The 21,501-nt window shown below is 59.1% G+C and carries 20 protein-coding genes; 12 read left to right on the top strand and 8 right to left on the bottom strand.

The window, feature by feature from the left end; genetic code table 11:
- Positions 1-107: 107 nt before the first annotated feature.
- Positions 108-1,232 (top strand): HD-GYP domain-containing protein, encoded by a 1,125-nt coding sequence (locus SIC15_RS01055; RefSeq protein ID WP_412536894.1) that lies wholly within the window; start codon positions 108-110, stop codon positions 1,230-1,232.
- Positions 1,233-1,259: 27 nt separating this feature from the next.
- Here SIC15_RS01055 and fghA read toward each other — a convergent pair whose 3' ends face one another.
- Together fghA and SIC15_RS01045 are read right to left on the bottom strand one after the other, a co-directional pair.
- Complete coding sequence (gene fghA / locus SIC15_RS01050; protein ID WP_412536893.1) at positions 1,260-2,102, bottom strand: S-formylglutathione hydrolase; 843 nt, start codon at positions 2,100-2,102, stop codon at positions 1,260-1,262.
- A 30-nt stretch (positions 2,103-2,132) separates the two neighbouring features.
- Entirely contained in the window at positions 2,133-2,564 is a 432-nt protein-coding gene (locus SIC15_RS01045) for a CBS domain-containing protein (protein WP_008176998.1), read from the bottom strand.
- Positions 2,565-2,746: 182 nt separating this feature from the next.
- Here SIC15_RS01045 and SIC15_RS01040 point away from each other — a divergent pair, with 182 nt between their 5' ends.
- Together SIC15_RS01040 and SIC15_RS01035 are read left to right on the top strand one after the other, a co-directional pair.
- Entirely contained in the window at positions 2,747-4,108 is a 1,362-nt protein-coding gene (locus SIC15_RS01040) for an alanine/glycine:cation symporter family protein (RefSeq protein ID WP_064229278.1), read from the top strand.
- 122 nt (positions 4,109-4,230) lie between these two features.
- Complete coding sequence (locus SIC15_RS01035; protein ID WP_069182577.1) at positions 4,231-4,884, top strand: peroxiredoxin; 654 nt, start codon at positions 4,231-4,233, stop codon at positions 4,882-4,884.
- Positions 4,885-4,993: 109 nt separating this feature from the next.
- Here the strand turns inward: SIC15_RS01035 and SIC15_RS01030 are convergent, their stop codons facing one another.
- The 3 genes from SIC15_RS01030 to SIC15_RS01020 form a co-directional block, all read right to left on the bottom strand.
- Entirely contained in the window at positions 4,994-5,776 is a 783-nt protein-coding gene (locus SIC15_RS01030; protein ID WP_412536892.1) for a MetQ/NlpA family ABC transporter substrate-binding protein, read from the bottom strand.
- Between the two features lie 188 nt (positions 5,777-5,964).
- Positions 5,965-6,630, bottom strand: a complete 666-nt coding sequence (locus SIC15_RS01025; RefSeq protein WP_412536891.1) for a methionine ABC transporter permease — start codon at positions 6,628-6,630, stop codon at positions 5,965-5,967.
- Positions 6,630-7,637, bottom strand: a complete 1,008-nt coding sequence (locus SIC15_RS01020) for a methionine ABC transporter ATP-binding protein (RefSeq protein WP_291905293.1) — start codon at positions 7,635-7,637, stop codon at positions 6,630-6,632. The genes SIC15_RS01025 and SIC15_RS01020 overlap by 1 nt, the downstream gene beginning before the upstream one ends.
- Positions 7,638-7,851: 214 nt before the next feature.
- On the opposite strand from SIC15_RS01020, the gene SIC15_RS01015 reads away from it, so the two are divergent.
- The gene (locus SIC15_RS01015) at positions 7,852-9,273 is read left to right on the top strand and encodes an HDOD domain-containing protein (protein WP_153634239.1); all 1,422 of its coding nucleotides are present in this window, start codon (positions 7,852-7,854) and stop codon (positions 9,271-9,273) included.
- Positions 9,274-9,309: 36 nt separating this feature from the next.
- On the opposite strand, the gene SIC15_RS01010 is transcribed toward SIC15_RS01015, so the two are convergent.
- Complete coding sequence (locus tag SIC15_RS01010) at positions 9,310-9,927, bottom strand: hypothetical protein (RefSeq protein ID WP_412536890.1); 618 nt, start codon at positions 9,925-9,927, stop codon at positions 9,310-9,312.
- 130 nt (positions 9,928-10,057) lie between these two features.
- Complete coding sequence (locus SIC15_RS01005; protein WP_412536889.1) at positions 10,058-11,545, bottom strand: amidase; 1,488 nt, start codon at positions 11,543-11,545, stop codon at positions 10,058-10,060.
- A 52-nt stretch (positions 11,546-11,597) separates the two neighbouring features.
- Between SIC15_RS01005 and SIC15_RS01000 the strand changes: the two genes are divergently transcribed.
- Positions 11,598-12,737: a hypothetical protein gene (locus SIC15_RS01000; protein ID WP_069182571.1), complete on the top strand. Its 1,140-nt coding sequence runs from the start codon at positions 11,598-11,600 to the stop codon at positions 12,735-12,737.
- The gene (locus tag SIC15_RS00995; RefSeq protein ID WP_053113583.1) at positions 12,716-13,486 is read left to right on the top strand and encodes a sulfite exporter TauE/SafE family protein; all 771 of its coding nucleotides are present in this window, start codon (positions 12,716-12,718) and stop codon (positions 13,484-13,486) included. Before SIC15_RS01000 ends, SIC15_RS00995 begins: the two co-directional genes overlap by 22 nt.
- Here SIC15_RS00995 and SIC15_RS00990 read toward each other — a convergent pair.
- Positions 13,469-15,811: a GGDEF domain-containing protein gene (locus tag SIC15_RS00990; protein ID WP_412536888.1), complete on the bottom strand. Its 2,343-nt coding sequence runs from the start codon at positions 15,809-15,811 to the stop codon at positions 13,469-13,471. The genes SIC15_RS00995 and SIC15_RS00990 overlap by 18 nt on opposite strands.
- A 186-nt stretch (positions 15,812-15,997) precedes the next feature.
- Here SIC15_RS00990 and SIC15_RS00985 point away from each other — a divergent pair, with 186 nt between their 5' ends.
- The 6 genes from SIC15_RS00985 to SIC15_RS00960 all read left to right on the top strand — a co-directional run bounded on the left by SIC15_RS00985 (position 15,998) and on the right by SIC15_RS00960 (position 21,322).
- Positions 15,998-16,786, top strand: coding sequence for a MotA/TolQ/ExbB proton channel family protein (locus tag SIC15_RS00985; protein ID WP_291905261.1), 789 nt, complete (start codon positions 15,998-16,000; stop codon positions 16,784-16,786).
- Complete coding sequence (locus tag SIC15_RS00980) at positions 16,773-17,168, top strand: ExbD/TolR family protein (protein ID WP_008176970.1); 396 nt, start codon at positions 16,773-16,775, stop codon at positions 17,166-17,168. The genes SIC15_RS00985 and SIC15_RS00980 overlap by 14 nt, the downstream gene beginning before the upstream one ends.
- Positions 17,165-17,575 carry an ExbD/TolR family protein gene (locus SIC15_RS00975; protein WP_136630411.1) on the top strand — a complete coding sequence of 137 codons (411 nt, stop codon included), beginning with the start codon at positions 17,165-17,167 and terminating at the stop codon, positions 17,573-17,575. The genes SIC15_RS00980 and SIC15_RS00975 overlap by 4 nt, the downstream gene beginning before the upstream one ends.
- On the top strand, positions 17,572-18,336 hold the full coding sequence (locus SIC15_RS00970; protein WP_153634232.1) for an energy transducer TonB: 765 nt from the start codon (positions 17,572-17,574) through the stop codon (positions 18,334-18,336). Before SIC15_RS00975 ends, SIC15_RS00970 begins: the two co-directional genes overlap by 4 nt.
- Positions 18,337-18,671: 335 nt before the next feature.
- Positions 18,672-19,520 (top strand): formate/nitrite transporter family protein, encoded by an 849-nt coding sequence (locus SIC15_RS00965; protein WP_412536887.1) that lies wholly within the window; start codon positions 18,672-18,674, stop codon positions 19,518-19,520.
- A gap of 77 nt (positions 19,521-19,597) precedes the next feature.
- Positions 19,598-21,322 carry a bifunctional protein-serine/threonine kinase/phosphatase gene (locus tag SIC15_RS00960; RefSeq protein ID WP_136630413.1) on the top strand — a complete coding sequence of 575 codons (1,725 nt, stop codon included), beginning with the start codon at positions 19,598-19,600 and terminating at the stop codon, positions 21,320-21,322.
- The last annotated feature ends 179 nt before the right edge of the window (positions 21,323-21,501 follow it).

The raw sequence follows: 21,501 nt of genomic DNA, 5'->3' as shown, positions 1-21,501 counted from the left end.
CCATGCCTTTCCATGGCCACAGTCGTGGCTGCTTAAGTGGAGCCCCACAGGCATTCAGGGTTACACTTACCATGCTAAATAATTAACCTGTACACGAGACACCTGATTTGACCGAACTTGTTCGAATCGCTCCAGGCGCGCTGACCATCGGCCGCCCCCTGCCCTGGGATGTCTATGACACCGACGGGAATATCCTGTTGCGCCAGGGCTACGTGATTCAGACCAACTCCCAGCTGGAACAGTTGTTCGAACGGGGCCGATTCAAACCCCGCAAGATAGAGCGTCCCCAGGAAGAGGTCTTCGAGGATACACGGGATCGCAACCCGTTTGCCGATTACCCGGATCTGCTGCATTCCCTTGAAGCAACCCTGAACGCCATCACCGAATCCGACCCCTCGGCACAGAAACGCCTGCTGGGCCTGGCCCGGATGATTGAGCGCACCTGCACCGAGTCACCCGACGCAACCCTGGCGCTGGTTCATCTTTACTCGATCGGTCCGGTCATTCACGAGCAAATCCTGTTCTATGCCATTCTGTGCCAGTTCATTGGCCGTCAGTTCGGCCTTGAGGAGAGCCGGGTTGCCGTACTGACTGCCGCGGCCCTGACGGCCAATCTTGCACTGGTGCCCATTGCCGACAAGCTGAATGCGTCCAATACGGTCCTCAACGACGAGCAACGGAGCGTGATTCGCAAGCACCCGCAACGCAGCATCCAGGCCCTCAGGGCCGCAGGCATCGACAACAAGCTACTGCTCACCATCATCGCCCAACACCACGAACAGGCTGATGGCAGCGGCTATCCAAAAGGCCTCAGTGGCACCGAAATACGGCCAGAAGCGGAAATCCTGGCACTGGCAGAACGCTACGTGGCCATGATCACCAAACGGGCCTACCGGCAGCGCATGAACGTGGCCAACGCCCGCAAGCTGATTGCCAATCTTGCAGACGGCAAGTATCGCCCGGCCATACCCAAGGCCCTGTTGCAGGTTCTGGGCGAGTTCCCGCCCGGCATTCTGGTTCGGCTGGAAAACAACGAAGTGGGCGTGGTAACCCGCCGGCCAGTGCGGGCCCGGGGGCCATTCGTTAAAGCCATTTTCGGCCCTCGCGGCAACCGTTATACCGGCACTTTCGAGCGGGATACCAGCGAGCCTGACTTTGGTATCCAGGCTCTCGAGGAGCCCGAAATCATGCCCTCCATGGACTTCAGTCTGGTCTGGGGTTTCCGTTCCTGACCTGCTTACTTCTCCGATAGAGCCGGCTCACAGCCCCAGCGCTTCGGCGTGATGATCCAGGTGATCATCAATAAACGAGGCAATGAAGAAATAGCTGTGGTCATAGCCCCGATGCATGCGCAGGTTGATGTGATGGTGGAACTTCTCACAGGTATCTGCCAGTACATCCGGGTTTAGCTGGCTGTCCAGAAACTCGTCCGCCGTGCCCTGATCAATCAGCAATGGCAGGCGCTCCCGGGCGGTCGGGATCAACAGGGTGGCGTCCCACTCTTCCCAACTGCGTGGATCATCCCCCAGATAGCCTCTAAAGGCTTTCTGGCCCCAGGGGCACTCGGTGGGGTTGGCAATGGGCGCAAAGGCAGACACCGAAGCATAGCGGCCGGGGTTTTTCAGGGCGCAGATCAAGGCACCATGGCCACCCATGGAATGACCGCTGACAGATCGTTTGTCCGTAACCGGCAATTCGTTCTCGATCAGCTGCGGCAATTCCTTCACCACATAATCATACATCCGGTAATGGGGTGCCCAGGGTTGCTCGGTGGCGTTGATGTAGAAACCGGCTCCGGAGCCAAAATCGTAACTGTCGTCCTCGCCCGGCAGGTTTACCCCACGGGGGCTGGTGTCCGGGCACACAATCGCCATGCCGAGCTGTGCAGCCCGCTTCTGGGCGCCGGCTTTCTGCATGAAGTTCTGGTCGGTGCAGGTCAGGCCTGATAGCCAGTAGAGAACCGGCACCTTCTTTGGGTTGGAGCTCACTGCCACGGGCGGCAGGTACACCGCAAACTCCATGTCGCATTCGAGGGTAGCGGAAGTATGCCGGTAGCGGCGGTGCTCGCCTTCGAAACAGACGTTCGTGGATAGGAGTTCCATAGTGTCCTCAATTCAGAAAATAGGTGTGTTTCAGTCCAGGGCACTGGCGTGCTTTGGCGGCTCGAGACCGAAACCGGTGCGCGCCAGCTCGGCCAGGATAGCAGTACGGGTGACAATACCAATCAGTTTGCCGTGATCCACAACAGGGTACACCTTTGGCTTGCCCGCACCGAGGTTCTGGGCAAGATCCACTACGGCCATCTCTGCCGAAATCGTCACCGGTTTCCGGAACATGACGTCGTCAACAAGTGGATCGCCCTCACGGTGATAGCCGCTGACCAGCAGGGCATGGATACAGTCCTGCTCGGAGATGAATCCGATAACATGGCGCTGGTCATCAACAACCGGAAGGCCGGTTACGTGATTGTGGAGCAGCGTCTTCACCACCTTGGTGAGCTGCGTGCCACAGCGGACCGGCTCGATGTGGTTCCACATGACATCTGACACTTTCAGTGAACGCATGGGCAGATTCCCTCCCCTTGTTGGATAGTCGCCATTGCTATGAGCATAGGCAATCACACCCGAATCCACCAATTTTCCCGGGCCGTCGGTTTACACGGAAAGATATCTGACTAAACTCAACCGGTTATACCCAACCCGGGTCAAAAATCCATACCAATCCATGGCATACAAAGGGAGATCCCATGGAAGCTATTTCAGAATTTGTAGGACAGATAAACGGACTGGTCTGGGGCCCACCCATGCTGGTTCTGATACTGGGCGTCGGGCTGTTCCTCAGTCTCGGCCTCAAGTTGATGCCGGTGCTGAAGCTGGGCGCCGGCTTCCGGCTGATGTGGAAAGGTCGTACTGCCGCCGGAGCCGAATCCGAGGGTGAAATCCCGCCGTTCCAGGCGTTGATGACAGCCCTTTCTGCCACTGTGGGCACCGGCAACATTGCCGGTGTTGCAACCGCGGTGTTCCTTGGGGGCCCCGGGGCCCTCTTCTGGATGTGGCTCACGGCCCTGGTAGGCATGGCCACCAAGTACTCCGAAGCGGTGCTGGCCGTGCGCTACCGGGAGGTGGACGAGCGCGGTGATCACGTAGGTGGCCCCATGTACTACATCCGCAACGGGCTGGGCCGCAAGTGGGCCTGGCTTGGTGTCCTGTTCGCCGTATTTGCCGCCATTGCCGGCTTCGGCATCGGCAACACGGTTCAGGCCAATTCGGTGGCGGATGTCATGGAGACCAACTTCGGACTGCCACACTGGCTGACTGGCCTGGTGCTCATGGTCCTGGTGGGCATGGTCCTGATTGGTGGCATCCGCAGGATCGGCCATGTTGCCAGTGCCCTGGTGCCGTTGATGGCGGTTTCCTATCTGATTGCCGGGCTGGTGGTGCTGGCGATTAACGCCGCCGACATCCCTGCCGCCTTTTCCCTGGTGATCAAGCACGCCTTCAGCCCCATCGCCGCCGAGGGCGGATTTGCCGGTGCAGCCGTGTGGGCCGCAATCCGTTTCGGTGTGGCGCGAGGCATCTTTTCCAATGAAGCGGGCCTCGGCTCCGCGCCCATTGCCCACGCCGCGGCGCAAACCCGTAACCCGATCAACCAGGGTATGGTGGCCATGCTTGGCACCTTCATCGACACCATTATTATCTGCACCATCACCGGCCTGGTGATTATTACCTCCGGCACCTGGACCTCCGGGGAATCCGGGGCTGCCCTGACGTCCATGGCCTTCCAGGAGGCGCTACCCGGCGTTGGCAACTATCTTGTAGCTATCGCCCTGGCGGTTTTTGCCTTTACAACCATCCTTGGCTGGTCGTTCTACGGCGAACGCTGTATCGAGTTCCTGTTCGGCGTAAAGGCGATTGTGCCTTACCGCGTTGCATGGATTCTGGCCATCCCCGTTGGCGCCACCCTCAACCTGGGCTTCGTCTGGCTGGTGGCAGACACCCTGAATGCCATGATGGCACTGCCAAACCTGATAGCGCTGCTGATGCTGAGCCCGGTCGTGTTCAAGCTCACCCGGGAGCACTTTGAGAAAGAGAAGGCATTGGGGGTTTGAGCCCCTTGTAATTGCCTCATATGGCACCAAGGTTTGACGTATACAAGCAGAATACAACCCGGCAGCTTTCTCGCCGGTATAACAAACGAAATTGTCACTACCATGATCGAAGGAGAGTACACATGACTTTACGTCTCGGAGATACCGCACCCGATTTTGAGCAGGACTCCAGTGAAGGGAAGATTTCGTTTTACGACTGGCTGGGCGACAGCTGGGGCGTGCTGTTTTCACACCCGGCGGATTTTACCCCGGTCTGCACCACGGAACTGGGCCTGACCGCCAAGCTGAAGGATGAGTTCGCCAAGCGCGGTGTGAAGGCCATCGCCCTGAGTGTCGATCCCGTTGACTCCCACCACGAGTGGATCAAGGACATCAACGAAACCCAGGGTTGCTCGGTGAACTTCCCGATCATCGCGGACCATGATCGCAAAGTGTCGCAGCTGTACGACATGATCCACCCCAATGCCGACAGCAGCCTCACGGTGCGTTCGCTGTTCGTGATTGATCCGAACAAGAAAGTGCGCCTGATGATTACCTACCCGGCCAGCACCGGTCGTAACTTCAACGAAGTTCTGCGCGTGATCGATTCGCTGCAGCTGACCGACGAGCACAAGGTTGCCACACCGGGCAACTGGGAGCGTGGTGGCGACGTGGTTATCGTCCCGTCCCTGCAGGACGAGGAAGAAATCAAACAACGCTTCCCGAAAGGCTACAAGGCGGTGAAATCCTACCTGCGGATGACACCGGACCCGAAAGCCAACTGGAGCGGTGACTGATCACCAATTTCCAGTGCAAAAAAAAAGGCCGGGCAGCTGACGCTGTCCGGCCTTTTTTGTGGAACTGGGGTCAGATGAATGCTTTCACCCGGCCCCGATACCTCAGTAATCAGAATGCCGGAACAACGGCACCCTCATACTTCTCCATGATGAAGTCGCGAACCGCATCAGACTTCAGGGCCTCGGCCAGCTTCTGCATGGCTTCGCTGTCCTTGTTGTCGGGACGGGCTACCAGGATGTTTACGTAGGGCGAATCTGAACCCTCAATCACCAGTGCATCTTCAGTCGGGTTAAGACCCGCTTCCAAGGCATAGTTGGTATTGATCAGCGCAATGTCTACCTGATTAAGGATCCGCGGCAATGTGGCTGCTTCCAGCTCCTTGAAGTCCAGATTCTTCGGGTTATCGGCAATATCACGGGGTGTCGCTGTGATCTTGCTTTCATCCTTCAGGGTAATCACGCCGGCCTTCTGCAGGAGCAGCAGCGCTCGGCCACCGTTGGTGGGGTCGTTCGGAATGGCAACCACGGCACCTTCTTCCAGCTCGTCCAGGGAATCAATCTTGCTGGAGTAGGCGCCAAACGGCTCAACATGAACGCCGGTCACGGTCACCAGGTTGGTGCCACGGCCTTCGTTGAATTCATCCAGGTACGGCTGGTGCTGGAAGAAGTTGGCGTCCATCCGCTTCTGGTCGACCTGGATGTTCGGCTGGATGTAATCGGTGAATACCTTCACGTCCAGCTCCACGCCCTGCTCGGCCAGCTGTGGCTTTACGAATTCCAGGATTTCTGCGTGGGGAACCGGTGTGGCAGCTACAGAGAGTTCTTCGGCAGCAACGGCGCCGGAGAACGTAGCTGCTACAGCCAGTGCTGCGAGTGTTTTCTTCAGATTCATAGATCGATTCTCCTATTAAACGCTTTGAATAAATTGGACTTAGCTATGCAGTACGGCCGGTGGTCAGTCGGAGTCCCCTTCCGAAAAACGCCCGTGAATACGTCCATGTAGGGCTCGGTCGCGCCATCCCTGGCGCTCCACGTTTTCGGAAGGGGACTCCGACTGACCACCGGCCTATATCAGCTTTTCTACTTTCTGCTGAAGTACAGGACCAGACGGTCACCGACCATCTGCAATACCTGTACGAAAATGACCAGTAAAGCCACCGTAATAACCATTACGTCGGTCTGGAATCGTTGATAGCCGAAGCGGATGGCCAGGTCACCAAGGCCACCACCACCAATAACGCCGGACATGGCCGCGTAGGAAACCAGAGTGATCGCGGTAACGGTGATACCCGCGATGATGCCTGGCAGCGCTTCCGGTAACAGTGCACCAAAGATGATCTGTTTAACGCTGGCACCCATCGCCTGTGTGGCCTCGATGATGCCGCGGTCCACTTCCCGCAGAGAGGTTTCGACCAGTCTCGCAAAGAACGGCGCGCCGCCAGCCACCAAGGGCGGAATCGCACCGGCTACGCCCAGCGACGTGCCGATCAGCATTACGGTAAAGGGAATCATAACGATCAGCAGGATGATGAACGGCACGGAACGGAGTACGTTCACCACGAACGACAGCACCGCATAGGCCACCGGCTGTTCCAGCAGCTGGCGTTTGCCGAAGAGGAACAGCAGCACGCCGGTGGGCAGACCGATCAGGACGCTGAACAGCAGGGACATGCCCACCATCACCAGGGTATCCCAGCTGGCCCAGCCGATTTCGGTCCAGTCTACATTGCTTAACAGGGCTTCCATCAGCGCAGTACCTCCACGTGAACGTCGGCAGCTTTCAGCGCCTCCATGGCCACCTCGAGATCACCGCCCACCAGTGACAGGGTCAGCTGGCCGTAGGGGGTGTCCTTAATGTGGTCGATACGGCCGGAAAGGATGCTGAAATCCACGCCAGACTCCCGGGCGACGCTGCCCAGCAGCGGCTTGTAGGTGGATTCGCCCTTGAAGGTCAGGCGGAGGATCCGGCCGTTGGCCTTGCTCAGGTCTTCCTGAAGTTCGTCCCGGTCAATGCTCTCGCTTTCGAACACGAAGTCCCGTGTGGTCGGGTGTTTCGGATGCAGGAACACTTCGCTGACCGGGCCCATTTCAACCACTTCACCAGCGTCCATCACGGCCACGCGGTCGCAGACCCGGCGCACCACGTCCATTTCATGGGTGATCAGTACGATGGTCAGGCCCAGTTCCCGGTTGATATCGGCCAGCAGCTTCAGCACCGACTGGGTGGTCTGCGGATCCAGGGCGCTGGTAGCCTCGTCGCAAAGAAGGATAGTAGGTCGACAGGCGAGAGCCCGTGCGATGCCCACTCGCTGCTTCTGGCCGCCAGAGAGCTGCGACGGGTATTTGTTAGCGTGGTCTGTGAGGCTGACCCGAGCCAGCAGCTCCTGAACCCGATCCCGGATCTCGGCCTTCGAGTAGATGCCCGCAAGCTTCATGGGGAAGGCAATGTTGTCCGCCACGGTTTTCGACGACAACAGGTTAAAGTGCTGGAAGATCATTCCCACTTTGCGGCGAAAGGCGCGAAGCTCGGCAGCGTCGTAGTCGGTGATGTTCTCGCCGTCGATCAGAATACGGCCGCCAGTGGGTGGTTCCAGCAGGTTGATCAGACGCACCAGCGTCGATTTACCGGCGCCGGAATGGCCTACGATGCCGAACACCTCGCCGGTTTCAATGGTCATATCAGTGGGGTGAAGCGCGGGGATCGCCCGGCCGCCTACCTGATACGACTTCTGTACCTGGTCAAATACAATCACGGTCAGCGCCTTGTGGGTGCAGCGTTAAAACCGGCGATTATAGCCCAAACGGTCGGCAAACCCGAATTCCGGAATGATTCTCAGTGTGGGTAGATATCCTTACACAAACGGTTACCTGACACCGCGCAGCCTGGTGAACTAAACTTGGAAAGCAAAAGAACCTTACGTTTCCCCGGAGCTCTTCCAGAGACGCGCTGCCCAGAGACTCACTAACGTGACCAACGAAAAACAACCAACGCCCTCAAGGATGAACTCTACCCAGGCATGGGTTACCTACCTCAGCAAAGTCGAGCTGCCGGTACTGGCCAATACGCTTCGGCGCATCAATGAGCTGACCGACAGCAAGAACAGCACGGTTAATGAGCTTGCCAACGTCATTCTCAACGATGCTCAGCTCACCTCCCAGGTGCTGCGGCTGTCCAATACCGTGTTCTATAACCAGACCCGGACCCAGGTCAGCACGGTAAGCCGCGCAATCACCCTGATCGGCTTTGACGCGGTGAAATCCATGGCCATCTCCTCACTGATCGTCGATGCTCTGCTGAAACGCAACGACCGCCCCCACCTGTTGCGCTGCCTGGCCCGGGCGATCCACGCCGCGGTTCAGGCCCGGTGCCTGATGCCCAGACGCAACGAGACGGCGCTGGAAGAGGTGTTTATCGGAGCATTGTTGATGAACATTGGCGAGCTGGCGTTCTGGTCCTGCGAGACCGACCAGGCGACAGAACTGGAGGAACGCCTGCGCCTTGATGAGCCACCGGTTGAGGCGCAGAAGGCCGTGCTGCACTCAACCTTTACGGAAATCACCCGGGGGCTTGTGGATGCCTGGTCCCTGGGGCCCTTTATCAAGGATGTTGTCTCGCCGGGGCAGGCCAATTCCACGGCCTCAAGCCTGGTGCGGAATTCCGTGGAGATGGCCCGGTTGTCCGAACAGGGCTGGAGCGGCCCGGACATGGACAAGGTATTGGAGCGTCTGGGCAAGGACATCGGTGAGAGCCCGGCCGTGGTCCGCGATCAACTCAAGGTGAACGCCTCGGAAGCCACCCGGGTGGCCGTTTCTCTCGGCATCCCTCAGGTCACCGCCATGATGCCTGGCGCCGACGGCAAATCAGGCGACGCCGGAGCACAGGCTCCGGACATGGATCCGGAACTTCAGTTGGAGATCCTGCGTGAACTGAGCCAGTGCCTGGCGGAGAAACCGGACATCAACGAAGTCTGTCAGCTGGTCATCGAAGGAATACACCGGGCAATTGGTATGCAGCGGGTCGCCCTGTTAATGAGTGACCGCACTGGCAACGAACTGGTGCCCCGGAAACTCGGCGGTCGCGGCACGGAGGAATGGCGCCAGCACTTTGTGATTCGGAAGGACGGCACCGGACCATTGGGTTCGCTTCTGCCCCATGCACACTGCAGCATCTTCGAGCCCAAACCGAACGCCGAGGGAGTGCCCTACGATCGCTGGCTCGGCAAAGTGCCGGCCTTGATCGGCCCGATCAAGGCCAATGGACGCCTTATCGGTCTGTTTTACGCCGACAATGCAGCCGGGACCTACACGCCCTCGAAAGAGCAGCTGTCAGCATTCGGCCACTTTATTCAAAACGCGCAGCTGTGCTTGACCCTGATGTCCACCCACTGACAGCCGGAGCCACTGGTTCCGGCTGTCAGTTCTTCTTCAGTGCAGGGCCCGCATCTGGCGCGGGTAAAGTGCGGCGCTGACTTCCGGCTCTTCCAGCAGGTCGGCCAGCTCGCGATCTACGTTAGTCTCTTCGCCTTCTTCCGGCAACGGCTCGAACAGGGTGCTCAGCCAGGAGGCTACGGAGGGTGCTTCGTCCCGTTTATAATCGGTGGACAGCGCCTTGATCCGGCGGAAGCCGATGATACGCTGATGTTTGGGATCCCGAATCTGTTCAAAACCCCGCCAATAAACGTGATCCCGGGTGTGCAGTTGCACGAACAGGGTGTCGATGGGGCCGTCTGAATCGTCTGCACCCTCGGTTTCTTCCTCGACTGCCTCTGAGGCCGCTTCGGCTTCCACTTCAGGTTTCTTGTGACGGATGGTAGTCCAGGCCGGGTACAGCACGGCCACGGCATCCGCTTCAACATGCTCGCGGGCGGCGCGGAGGATCAACCCCCAGCGGGCCTTGTCGGCATCGGTTTCAAGGGAATTGATGGGCAAGTCATAGCTTTGTTCGCTGGACAGTACGATGGCCATCATAGGGGCGTCTAACTCCCCCATGGCCTCGGCCTGTGCTACTGATACCAGTTCGTCGATTGCCATCGGTTGGTTCATAATACGCTCGCCTCCTCGATGCCATCAGGGTCGTTCAGGAAGAAGGGGTCTTCCTGACTAACAGCATAGCCTGTTCCGGCTACAAAGATAAACGTGGAGTTTCCCCAGCCGGATCACAACCCCGGATAACTCAAAACGCGCCCTCAAGCTTTTCGTAGTTGCTGAACCAGGGATTGGCCTCTTCCAGTTGGCCCGCCAACTGAAGGAGAGTCGCTTCTGCGCCGTGGGGACCGCCAAACTGGACCCCGACCGGTAACCCTTCGGCAGTCCAGTGCATCGGTACCGACATGGCAGGTGTCCCGGTCAGGTTTGCCAACTGGGTAAACGGCGTCCGGGCCAGGCTTTCCAGGGCCATCTGATCCACCTGGCCAGTACGATGAACCAGTTTGCCGGCCTTCAATTTCAGCATCAGGCGGGCAGCGAACTTGAGGTGGGCCGGCGTTTCCAGTTCGCCGATGGCGGCCGGCAACTGCCCGGTGGTCGGGCTGAGGTAGAGATCGTAACTCCCGAAAAATGCACCCAGCGCCCTGGCAAACTCGTTCCACTGCTGGCGCCGCCGGACATAGTCGGACAGCGGCATCGTCTCACCAAGCATGCCGATCAGCCGGGTATCCAGTTCGAAATCGCTGTCGGTGGCGCCGAACTGCTCTTTCGCCTTCGCCATCAGCGCCGACACTTCACCGAAATACAGGCCGAGGTAGCAGCGGGCCAGGGCCATGCCGTCGAATTCCGGCGCAGCATACTCAACCCTGTGACCCAGATTCTCGAGAACCCGGGCCGTTTCCTCCACGGCTGCAACGCACTCCGGTGCTACCTCCGTATTGTAGGGTGAAGACGTGAACACGCCGATTCTTAGCTTGCCCGGAGACCGCTGCATGAGCTCGGAGTAGGCCGCAGACGGCCCGGGAATCTCGAACGGGTCGCCCGGAGCCGGCCCACTGAGCACATCCAGCATCGCCGCACTGTCTCTCACCGTCCGGCTGACCACATGGTCGGTAGACGCACCGGTCCAGGCTTCACCCATAAAGGGGCCTGAGGAAATGCGTCCCCGGGACGGCTTGAGGCCAAACAGGCCATTGTAGGCTGCGGGAATGCGGATGGAGCCGCCGCCATCGTTGGCGCCGGCCATGGGTACAATGCCGGCCGCCACCGCCGCGCCGGAACCGCCACTTGAGCCACCCGGGGTCAGCTCCGTGTTCCAGGGGTTGCGGGTTGGCCCCCAGAGCTCAGACTCGGTCACCGCTTTCAGACCAAACTCCGGCGTGGCGGTTCGCCCCAGGAAAACCAGCCCACCGTCCCGTGCCCGGCGGACAAATTCCGAATCCTGGGGCGCAATATTCTTTATCAGCCCCCGGCTGCCGTAGGTACACGGGTGACCCGCCTGCTCCTGGGCGAGGTCCTTGAGCAGCAGGGGCACGCCGGCAAAAACCGCCTGCTCGGGGAAGTGCTGTGCTGGCGCCTCGGAGAACTGCGGATAGCAGATCGCATTAAGTGTGCTGTTCACGCGGGTTGCCCGCTCAACCGCTGCCTCGCATACTTCCCTTGAAGTGACCTCACCCCGACGGACAAGATCAGCGAGTGCGGTAGCATCGTAACGAAGATATTCAGATTGCTTCACGGCAGGTTCCCTTTGTTATTCTGTTTTGAGGAAGGTCACGGGTATATCGTCTATGGTCAGAATTCTCAAGAGCTTACGCCAGCTTGCCGTGATTTTCATCCTGGCAGCGCCGGTTGCCGTTGCCGCCCAGGACCCGCCGCCAGCGGCCAGTGAAGACAGCGACTGGACTCGCGTGGTCCGGTCCTCGCCCTACTGGGTCAGCCAGGGGGTATTTGAAAACATCCTCACCATCCGGCGCTGGGTATTAAAAGAATCCGGCTATTGCGCCAGTGCCGAGCGCCACGTCCTCTACGATATGCGGGGGCGCTTTCTGGCCTGGATCAGTGATGGCGAAGACCGCGAGGCCACCCAGCGCCTGCTGAACACCACCCGAAAATCACTGTATGAGAATGACAAGGTGGAAGACTGGGTTGCCGGCGAGACCGGCCAGACCGGCTATCCGTTCGCCCTTTCCTGCGACCAACCCCATGTGAACGTCGACGAGGCCGTTGCGCGGTATCTTGGCACCCTGCCGGCGGACCGGATCTGGGGCGCCTGGGACGACCTCAATTTTGCCGACAGCAGTGCTCCGGAAAGCCTTCATGATGCACTGATCTACGTGTACGAGCACCGCAGCAGTCAGAACCGCCTGACTCTGCCACAAGCCTTGCCCCGCTACCTGGCGGGCCAGATCCTGATTGAGAGTGGCGCACAGGCAAGAGCCCATTCCCGGGCAAACGCCAGGGGCATCCTGCAGCTGTCACCTGCAGCTCTGTCCGACTGCCAGATTGCCCCCAACAATTTCTGGCATCGGCTGGCACAGATCGACTGCGCCCTGCGGCTGATGAACCAGAATGCCCGCAATCTGGCACCGGTTTTCGAGCAACGGTTTGGTCATCTGCCAGAAGCCAAGAGGGACCGTCTGTTCACCCTTCTATTGGTTCAGGCGTATCATGGCGGCGCCGGACGGGTTCAGGCGTTGTTGGACGATCCAGTGCTGTCGCAACCAGCAGAGTATTTTGCCGCCAACCATGAACGCTTTACCGCCGGCGATATTGCCTTCGGCCTGATTTTTCACAATCTGGGGCGGGACCGCCTCGGTCTTGCGTCGCTCTACTATGTGGCCGACGTTCAACTGGCAACCGAGGCCCTGTGTCGCACGGCCAAACTGAAATCAACGGAATTCTGCGAATGGAAGTACTCCACCAACTGATACCCGAAAGCCTGAGCCTTCCAGTCGCCGTTTTCCTGCTAGCCAGTTCCACCATCACCTCGATGATCACTGCCAGTCTCGGCGCGGGTGGCGGGGTTCTGCTGCTGGTACTTATGGCCAGCTGGATGCCGCCCGCCGCCATTATTCCGGTTCACGGCATGATCCAGCTGGGTTCCAATGTTGGTCGGGCAGCACTGACCTGGCGACACGTGGACTGGCGGGTTATTGCCGCGTTCCTGCCCGGCGTCATGGTAGGCGCGGCCCTGGGCGCCTGGTTGCTGGTGAATCTTCCGGCCCATATCTGGCAGCTGACCATCGCCCTGTTCGTTCTCTACCTTTGCTGGGGGCCGGCTCTGCCAAAAGGCGCGTTCGGGGCTCCGGGCGTGTTTGTGGCGTCGGCCTTGACCAGTTTTGTCAGCCTGTTCGTGGGCGCCACCGGGCCTCTGGTCGCTGCGTTCATCAAGCAGATCCATAACGACAGATTCAAAACGGTGGCCACCTTCGCCACGGCCATGACGCTGCAGCACGCCCCCAAGGCGCTCGTATTCGGAGCCGCCGGATTCATCTTCTTCGAATGGCTGCCATTCATAATTGCCATGATCATCTGCGGCTTTGCCGGCACCTGGCTCGGACTCCATGTACTGAAGTCCCTGAGCAACCATAAGTTCACACTGATCTTTAATATCGTGCTGACCGCGCTGGCCATTCGTCTGCTGTGGCAGGCCAGTGTCTCAGCCGGCTGGTGGTGACGGGACGACGACAACCGTATTGCGCCCCCGGGATTTGGCGATGTAGCTACCCTCATCGGCCCGTGCCATGACCTCTCTCGGGCCGCTATCTTCCGGTGTCAGTTCCGTGAGCCCAATGCTCGTGGTAACACCGAAGGACCGGCCGTCATGTTCGATCCGAAGCGCTTCAACATCGGCGCGAATCCGTTCCGCCAGTGCCTGGGCCCTGGCCATGCCACAAGCCGGTAGAATAATACCGAACTCATCCCCACCCAGTCTGGCCACGGTATCGGACTGGCGAACCGATTCCTTGAACAGTTCGGCGAGCCGTTTAAGCAGATCGTCGCCGAGCAGGTGGCCGCCCTCATCATTGACCGGTTTGAAGTAGTCCAGGTCAATGAGCATCAATACCGAACGGACTTCCTGGCGCCCGGCCTCGCCCAGGCAACGGACCAGCGACGCATTGAACGCGCGCCGATTCAGCAAATGGGTCAGGCTGTCGTGGGTCGCCTCCCAGGACAGCCGTTCTTCCTGACGACGGCGATCGCTGTCGTCCCTCAGCACGAATACCAGACGCTCATCCTCTCGCCCCTGGCGAATGTGCAGCATGGTGAGGTCTATGGGGAAGGGAACGCCCAATGAGTTCCGCAGGGTGACGTAGAGGCTGTCCAGGTCCTCCCCGGACAGGAACTCCTGTGCCGTCAGTTCCCGCTCTTCCGTCTCGATGGTAACCAACTGGAAGAAGTTTCTAAGCACGCACTCGCCCTCAATGCCCAGCAGGCGGCAGGCAGCATCGTTGGCAAACCGGATAACCCCCTCGACATCGACCATCAGGACGCCTTCCTGAAGAACGCGGAGTATGGTTTCCGCGCGCTGCTGCTCGGTCTTGAGTGCCTCTTCCACTTCCAGCTCATGGGATATATCGCGAACGACCGTGATGGTGCCGAGAGCCTTTTCAGGCGTCTGGATTGCCGCCGTCATCACATCGGCCCAGATCACCCGATCCGGAGCCGCCAGTCTCAACCGGCCCCGGAAAACGCTCTGGCTCCTGATCGCATTCTTCCAACCGGCAATCGCCTCCTGCCGGTCGGCATTGTCCACACGATCGGCCAGGTAACTGTATGTGAGATCTTCCGCCGGTTTGCCGACGATCGCCTCGAAAGCCGGGTTGGCAAACTCGATACGGCCCAAGACGTCGGTCTGGACAATACCGATGGGCGCACTTTGGGTAAGGGAACGGAAAAATGCCTCTCTTTCTGCCAGAGACACCAGAACTTCATCACGCTCATCGGTCACCGTGTTAAAGATCTCGGCAACCTGGCGGATTTCCTTACCCCCGGCGACATCCACCGGATCGGAACGCATACCCAGGTGGCGCTCACGGATCTGGATGCCCAGTGTCTTGAGCGGCGCCATCAGTCGCCGGAAACGCCACAGTGCCACGGGCGCAATCAACAAGATGACCAGCAGCAGGATCCAAACGAAGGCATCCACCGTGCGGGTAATTGGCGCAAGGGCTTCCCGGGCAGGCCAGGAGGCGGAAACAAACCAGGGCACCTGGGTCAGCTGCTGCACTGACATGATGGTTTTTTCACCATTACTGTTACGGGTCTCCAAGGTGCCCTCGAACCCCTCCATCGCATCCCGAAGTACAGGATTCGCAACCCTCACCGGCGCCATGGGCTGGTGGTCCCGCTGGTCAACCACCACAAAACCACTGCGGGTTGCCACACCGAGATAGCCGGTCGTTCCTATACGGATATTGATGAACTGATCCAGGAAATTGTTGCCATCCAGTGCGATGGCACCACCAATCACACCAATGAAACGCTGGCGGTGGTCGAAAATCGGCGCAGCCACCATGATCGCCGGCTTGTCCTGATAGTGAGAGATGTAGGGCTCGCTGATCACCGGGGTGAGCGTGGAGGAAATCCGCTGAAAATACTCCCGGTTACTGACATCCAGTCCCGCCTGCCGGTAATCTTCGGGATTCTCGGCTATGACCAGACCGTTTTCATCGATCAGGTAAACCGCATCGAACAGATGCTCCAGGGCGGTTTGGCGGCGGATCAGGATCCGGGCCCTGGTGTTGAGAACATCACCGGACATGGTGAGATTCTGGGCTACGTGGTTAAGTGCCTCCAGTCGCAGGGCCAGCTTGTCGTCCAGCTCCCCCGCAATAAGCGTGGCAATCGTTTCCACCTGGTTACGGGCCTGCTGCTCCAGCTCGGAGCGGCTCAGCAGGAAACCGGCAACGGTTACCAGCAGGGCCGTCAGGATGATCGCAACAACCACCAGGGCAACAGCCCGATTTGCCAGGCTACCCAACCATTTCCTGATCATCATGACTTCCAGACCCCGCAGCGGGTTCGACAACCGGTAATGATCTGACCTCCGTTTTCTCTTTCTTTTGCGTCTCTTACATTTAACTCAAGTCTAACAGAGGGCTTTGCGAAGTCAGGTTACATGCTTGCAAATTCAATGATAATCGTTATTATTTAGTTCCATTTTTGCACATTGAGAACTCTTCGCATGACGGACTTCGCTTTGCCCCTGAATGCCGGCCCGATCACCCAACTTATTGATATGGGTGGCCCTGTCATGATTGTTCTGGTGGTGCTTGCCGTCATTGGCTTCGTTACCTTCGTGTATCTGATGCTTCTCGGGGCCCTCTATGCACCGCGTTTGTCTGGCCGGCTTAAACAAACCGTAATGAACTGGCAGAGGGATCCGGCGTCAGTCCGACCGCCCGAGATTCGACATCAGGCCGGACGATGGCGGCAGATGAATCCGCTGCAGCGGCTCATCACCGATACGATTGAGGCCATTCAGAACGGCCAGGATGATCGCCAGATTCGGGAAACCGCCGCGCGGGATGCGCAACATTCTCTCGAGCCGTTCGAGGCACCCCTCAAGATTATTGAAGTCATCGCAGCCCTGGCGCCACTGCTCGGTCTGCTGGGAACCGTGCTCGGCATGATGGAAGCTTTCAGCGCCATGGCGGCTACCGAAGGCCGGGCCAACGCCACTCAACTCAGTGGCGGCATCTATGAGGCGCTGACCACCACGGCGGCGGGCCTGGTTGTCGCCATACCCTTTGCCGCCCTGGCTGCCTGGATCGAGTTCCGTCTGCGCCGCATCCACAAGACCATCAACAGCACCCTGGTTTCAGTTCTGCATATCGTGCCGGAGCAGACTCTGGAGGCCGCAGACACGTCGTACCAGTCTCCGGCGCAACAGCTTGATACAGAGACAGCCAGCGAGGAGCCTGATCGCTATTCAACCGTCCGGGGTCAGCGATTCGCCCATGCAACTGGTTGAACCGAGACCAAGTCGTCCGATTCCGATCCGGATTACGCCTCTGATTGATGTGGTGTTCATACTTCTGGTGTTCTTTATGCTGACCACCCGGCTACTGCCCGTGGATTACCTGGAGCTGGCCAACAACACCTCGAACCGCAGCCCGATCACTGGCGAGCCGCTGCCCGAGCTGACAGTGACTGCCAATGGCAAGGTGCAGTGGCAGGGACAGGCCATGGCCCTCGACCAGCTCATGACCGAGCTGGGCAACGCCGGTATTACCGAAGTAAACCTCGCAACAACCGGCGACACACCGCTGGGAGCCTTCACCCGGGTGCTCAGCAGCCTGGTTGACCAGGGTATCGACAGCCACTGGAAGCGGACGAACGCAACAACACCATGAGCGATCTGGTTCCACCTCCGTTTACCTCCGGCAAAACCTTGATGGAACGTGTGGAAGATGCACTTCTGCCGTTGATCAACCTTGTGTTTCTGCTGCTCATGTTTTTCATTGTTGCCGGCCAACTGACCGATGACCCACTTCCGGAATTACCTGCCACGCAGCAGGCGGAGGACCGGCAGTCGCCCCACGCAGACATGATTGTCAGTGCCGAGGGCGAGTGGAAAGTGAACGGCGAGCTACTCGACAGGGACTCCCTGGTTGCCAGACTGCCAAAACCTGGCGAAGAGCAGCCCCTGAAAATCGCCGCTGCAGAACGAATCACCATGGCGGACCTGGAGACACTGTTCCGGTTGCTTGAGGAAGCCGGATACAAGGATATTCTGTTGTTGACGGAGCCTGGCCAATGATGCCGCAACAACCGCCCTTCCGGTGGGCACTCTTGCTGCTGGCATTCATGATCACTCTTGTCGCCCTGGTGTTCGCGTCTCCCGAAAAGACGGTGGAGCTCAACACTTTGGGCGAATCCGCGGTCAATACGGCGCCCGCTATTCGCATAAAGCTGGCCGGTGAAACCGCGCCGAAACCCGAGGCTGCGCCAAAGGCAGAACCCGAACCCCAACCGGAACCCAAACCAGTACCAGAACCAGAACCAGAACCAAAACCAGAGCTGGAGCCAGAGCCAGAGCCAGAACCTGAACCTGAACCTGAACCTGAACCTGAGCCGAAACCTGAGCCAGCGCCGGAACCTCAGCCGGTAGCGGAACCCACGCCCGAGCCAGAGACCGCCGAAGCGCAAGCACCGAGCGGTGAGCCGGCAGAAACCGCAACGGAGCAACAATCGCAGGCGACCGTTCCATTGCAGAACGCTGGCGTCAAATCAGAAGTGGACAATTACCTGTCCAGACTCAGCCGCCACCTTGCCCGGTATTATGAATATCCCCGACGGGCAAGGCGCCTGGGTCAGGAAGGCACTCCTGTCATAGTGTTCGAATTCCAGAGGGATGGCTCGCTGATCGCCCACAGCCTGAGAACCAGCTCCGGACACCAGCTTCTGGACGAGTCGGCACTGGCCATGCTGGAGCAGGCAGCACCTCTGCCTGAGGTGCCCGACGAGATTGCCGGACAAAAATTCCGCTACGCCTTGCCAGTGCGCTTCAGCCTTCGCTGAGCCTCGCCATGGCTGCGCCAGGTTGCAGCGGCCTTAACCATTCACGCACCGATCGGGTGCGTGAAATCAACAGTCGCTTACTCACCCGCTTCGCGCGACACCCCTATCAGAACGCTAACCTTCTAATTTGCAAATATTTTTTCCGGAAGACCGCCAAGCTGGCACAGTCTCTGCAACCACTCGGTTAGCGGAACCAATGTCGGTTCTGCTCACAGCGACAGATTCATTCAGACGACGGCGTCTACTCGCACCTGCAAATTGCAGGCACCGGGTACCGCCGTTTTTTTTGGCCGCTTGAAAAGTCCGGCCATCCGAGAGAAGTCAGGGGAAACATTATGTCTTACATCGTGCCTTCGGAGTTCGTCACCAAAATGGTCGACGCCGGCGAATCCAAGATCTACATGTCAACGCGGGACACACTGATTCGGGCCTTTATGGCGGGCGCCATTCTGGCGCTGGCTGCCGCGTTTGCCATTACCGTAGCGGTCGAGACCGGCGTGTTCCTGATCGGCGCCATCCTGTTCCCGATCGGCTTTTGCATGCTTTACCTGATGGGCTTCGACCTGCTGACCGGCGTGTTCATGCTCACGCCCCTTGCATTGCTTGATAAACGTCCCGGAGTGACCCCGGCAGCCATACTGCGCAACTGGGGTTGGGTATTCCTTGGCAACCTGGGCGGCGCACTGACCGTCGCCTTCATGATGGCGTTTATCTTCACCTACGGTTTCAATACCGATCCCGGTGCCGTTGGCGCGAAGATCGCCAGTGTTGGTGAAGCGCGCACGCTTGGCTACGCGGAGTTCGGTGCTGCCGGCTGGGCCACCATTTTCATTCGCGGCATGCTGTGCAACTGGATGGTCTCCATGGGCGTGGTTGGCGCCATGATTTCCACCAGCGTCAGTGGCAAGGTACTGGCTATGTGGATGCCTATCATGCTGTTCTTCTTCATGGGTTTCGAGCACTCCATCGTGAACATGTTCCTGTTCCCGTCTGCCATCATCATGGGTGGCGAGTTCTCGGTGATGGACTACCTGTGGTGGAACGAGATTCCCACCGTTCTGGGTAACCTGGTGGGCGGCCTCGCCTTTACCGGCCTGACTCTCTACACCACCCATGTGCGCACCGCGCCCAAGCGCAAGGTTGCGGCAACCTACAACGACGCTGCCCTGGCCCGCACCAACTGAGTCGGGTCTTCCTGCAACTCCGGCTGCCGCACCAGCCGGAGTTGCGTTTTCTTTGATCGAGGAAACGCCGCTTCTCAATGACAAGCTCCCTTTCCATTTCCGCCGGCCAGTACTCCGACGCTGGCGTCAAACCAGTTAACCAGGACTTCCACGGTTTACTGGCGCCAGAGGGCCACCAGCTGATCACCAAAGGCATCGCCGTTGCCATCGCCGACGGCATCAGCTCCAGCAATGTCAGCCAGATTGCCAGCGAGTCCGCCGTCGCGGGTTTCCTCAGCGACTACTTTTCCACTCCGGAAAGCTGGTCGGTGAAACAGTCCGCCCAACGGGTGCTGCTCGCAACCAATGCCTGGCTTCATGCCCAGACCCGGCAAAGCCAATACCGCTATGACCGCGACCGAGGCTATGTCTGTACCCTGAGCGTGATGGTGCTCAGGTCCGCCACCGCACATCTGTTTCATATCGGCGACACCCGCATCTACCGGGTTCACCACGACCAGCTTGAACGGCTCAGCACCGATCACCGGCTCTGGCTCTCCCCGGAAGAGAGCTGCCTGACCCGGGCCATGGGCATTGGCCATCAACTGGATATCGATTATCGAAGCCTGCCGATCCAGCCCGGCGATACCTTTTTGCTGACGACCGACGGCATCCATGAGCACCTGGATGAGCGAACCGTGGCCGGTATCATCCGGGAATCTGGCGATGATCTGGACGCTGCCGCCCGCCGGTTGGCAGCCGAGGCCCTCGAAAAGGGCAGTGATGACAACCTGACCGCCCAGATCATCCGGGTGAACTCGGTTCCCGCGGTTCCGGAAAGCAGCGAGCTGTTTCACCAGCTGGCCCAGCTGCCCTTTGCGCCGGAACTTCAGCCGGGCCAACATCTGGACGGTTACCGGATTCTGAGACAGATTCACGCCAGCAGCCGCAGCCATGTCTACCTGGCGGTGGATGAGGAAACCGATACCCGGGTGGTGCTGAAGATGCCCTCACTGGAACAGAGACACGATCCGGTCTACCTGGAACAGTTTTCCACCGAGCAGTGGATTGCCAGGCGAATCAGCAGCGCTCATGTCGCAAGACCGTTCCAGTCCAGCCAACGACCCAGCTTTCTCTACCAGGCCACAGAGTTCGTGGAAGGCTGTACCTTGCGGCAATGGATGCTGGACAACCCGGCTCCGACACTTGATACCGTGCGTGATCTCGTTGAGCAGATTGGTAAAGGCTTGAGGGCATTCCACCGGCTTGAAATGGTGCACCAGGACCTGAAGCCGGAAAACGTGCTGGTGGATCCCCATGGCACTGTCACGCTGATTGATTTCGGTGCCACCCGGGTCGCCGGCCTTGAGGACTCTGAGATCGGCGAACAGGCGGTTCCTCGGGGGGCCGCCCTTTACAGTGCCCCTGAGACCTTTCTCGGCGAGCCCGGCAGCTGGCTATCAGACCAGTTCTCCCTGGGCGTGATTACCTACCAGTTGCTCACCGGCCAGCTTCCCTATGGCGCGGAAGTACCGAAAATCCATAGCCGGAACCAGCTTCGCGGGCTGAACTACCGGCCCGCGAGACACTTACGTGAGAATCTTCCCGCCTGGGTCGACGATACAATTGAAAAAGCGGTTCACCCTCAGGCCCACAGACGTTACCCGGCGCTCTCGGAATACCTGTACAACCTGCGACACCCATCCGTCGACTGGCACAAGCGTCATCGGCCGCCGTTAATGGAGCGCAATCCCGTGGCCTTCTGGCAGGGTGTATCCGCGTTATTGCTCCTGGCGTTGCTGGCAGCCCTCGGCCTGGGCTGAAGCGGGTATTGCCCGAGCAAGTTTTTGCCCCACCAGCAATCCTTCGCCCGGCGTTCGGGCGCGCGGTTGCCTGGCCCGCCGGGGACATCTCCGAGAAAAAAGATAACCCACTGTTTTAAAAACTATTTCCTCTTCTGGCACAGGCTTTGTAATGAAAGTCCGCGTCCAGGGAACACCCG

The organism is Marinobacter sp. MIT932201, assembly GCF_047123295.1.
In the GTDB taxonomy this organism is placed as follows: Bacteria; Pseudomonadota; Gammaproteobacteria; order Pseudomonadales; family Oleiphilaceae; genus Marinobacter; species Marinobacter salsuginis.
This window is presented reverse-complemented; position numbering and strand designations above follow the sequence as displayed.

Coding starts and splice junctions, on each gene's coding strand:
- fghA (WP_412536893.1), bottom strand. CDS start 2,102: ATGGAACTCCTATCCACGAACGTCTGTTTCGAAGGCGAGCACCGCCGC.
- SIC15_RS01045 (WP_008176998.1), bottom strand. CDS start 2,564: ATGCGTTCACTGAAAGTGTCAGATGTCATGTGGAACCACATCGAGCCG.
- SIC15_RS01040 (WP_064229278.1), top strand. CDS start 2,747: ATGGAAGCTATTTCAGAATTTGTAGGACAGATAAACGGACTGGTCTGG.
- SIC15_RS01035 (WP_069182577.1), top strand. CDS start 4,231: ATGACTTTACGTCTCGGAGATACCGCACCCGATTTTGAGCAGGACTCC.
- SIC15_RS01030 (WP_412536892.1), bottom strand. CDS start 5,776: ATGAATCTGAAGAAAACACTCGCAGCACTGGCTGTAGCAGCTACGTTC.
- SIC15_RS01025 (WP_412536891.1), bottom strand. CDS start 6,630: ATGGAAGCCCTGTTAAGCAATGTAGACTGGACCGAAATCGGCTGGGCC.
- SIC15_RS01010 (WP_412536890.1), bottom strand. CDS start 9,927: ATGAACCAACCGATGGCAATCGACGAACTGGTATCAGTAGCACAGGCC.
- SIC15_RS01000 (WP_069182571.1), top strand. CDS start 11,598: ATGGTCAGAATTCTCAAGAGCTTACGCCAGCTTGCCGTGATTTTCATC.
- SIC15_RS00995 (WP_053113583.1), top strand. CDS start 12,716: ATGGAAGTACTCCACCAACTGATACCCGAAAGCCTGAGCCTTCCAGTC.
- SIC15_RS00990 (WP_412536888.1), bottom strand. CDS start 15,811: ATGATGATCAGGAAATGGTTGGGTAGCCTGGCAAATCGGGCTGTTGCC.
- SIC15_RS00985 (WP_291905261.1), top strand. CDS start 15,998: ATGACGGACTTCGCTTTGCCCCTGAATGCCGGCCCGATCACCCAACTT.
- SIC15_RS00980 (WP_008176970.1), top strand. CDS start 16,773: ATGCAACTGGTTGAACCGAGACCAAGTCGTCCGATTCCGATCCGGATT.
- SIC15_RS00975 (WP_136630411.1), top strand. CDS start 17,165: ATGAGCGATCTGGTTCCACCTCCGTTTACCTCCGGCAAAACCTTGATG.
- SIC15_RS00970 (WP_153634232.1), top strand. CDS start 17,572: ATGATGCCGCAACAACCGCCCTTCCGGTGGGCACTCTTGCTGCTGGCA.
- SIC15_RS00965 (WP_412536887.1), top strand. CDS start 18,672: ATGTCTTACATCGTGCCTTCGGAGTTCGTCACCAAAATGGTCGACGCC.
- SIC15_RS00960 (WP_136630413.1), top strand. CDS start 19,598: ATGACAAGCTCCCTTTCCATTTCCGCCGGCCAGTACTCCGACGCTGGC.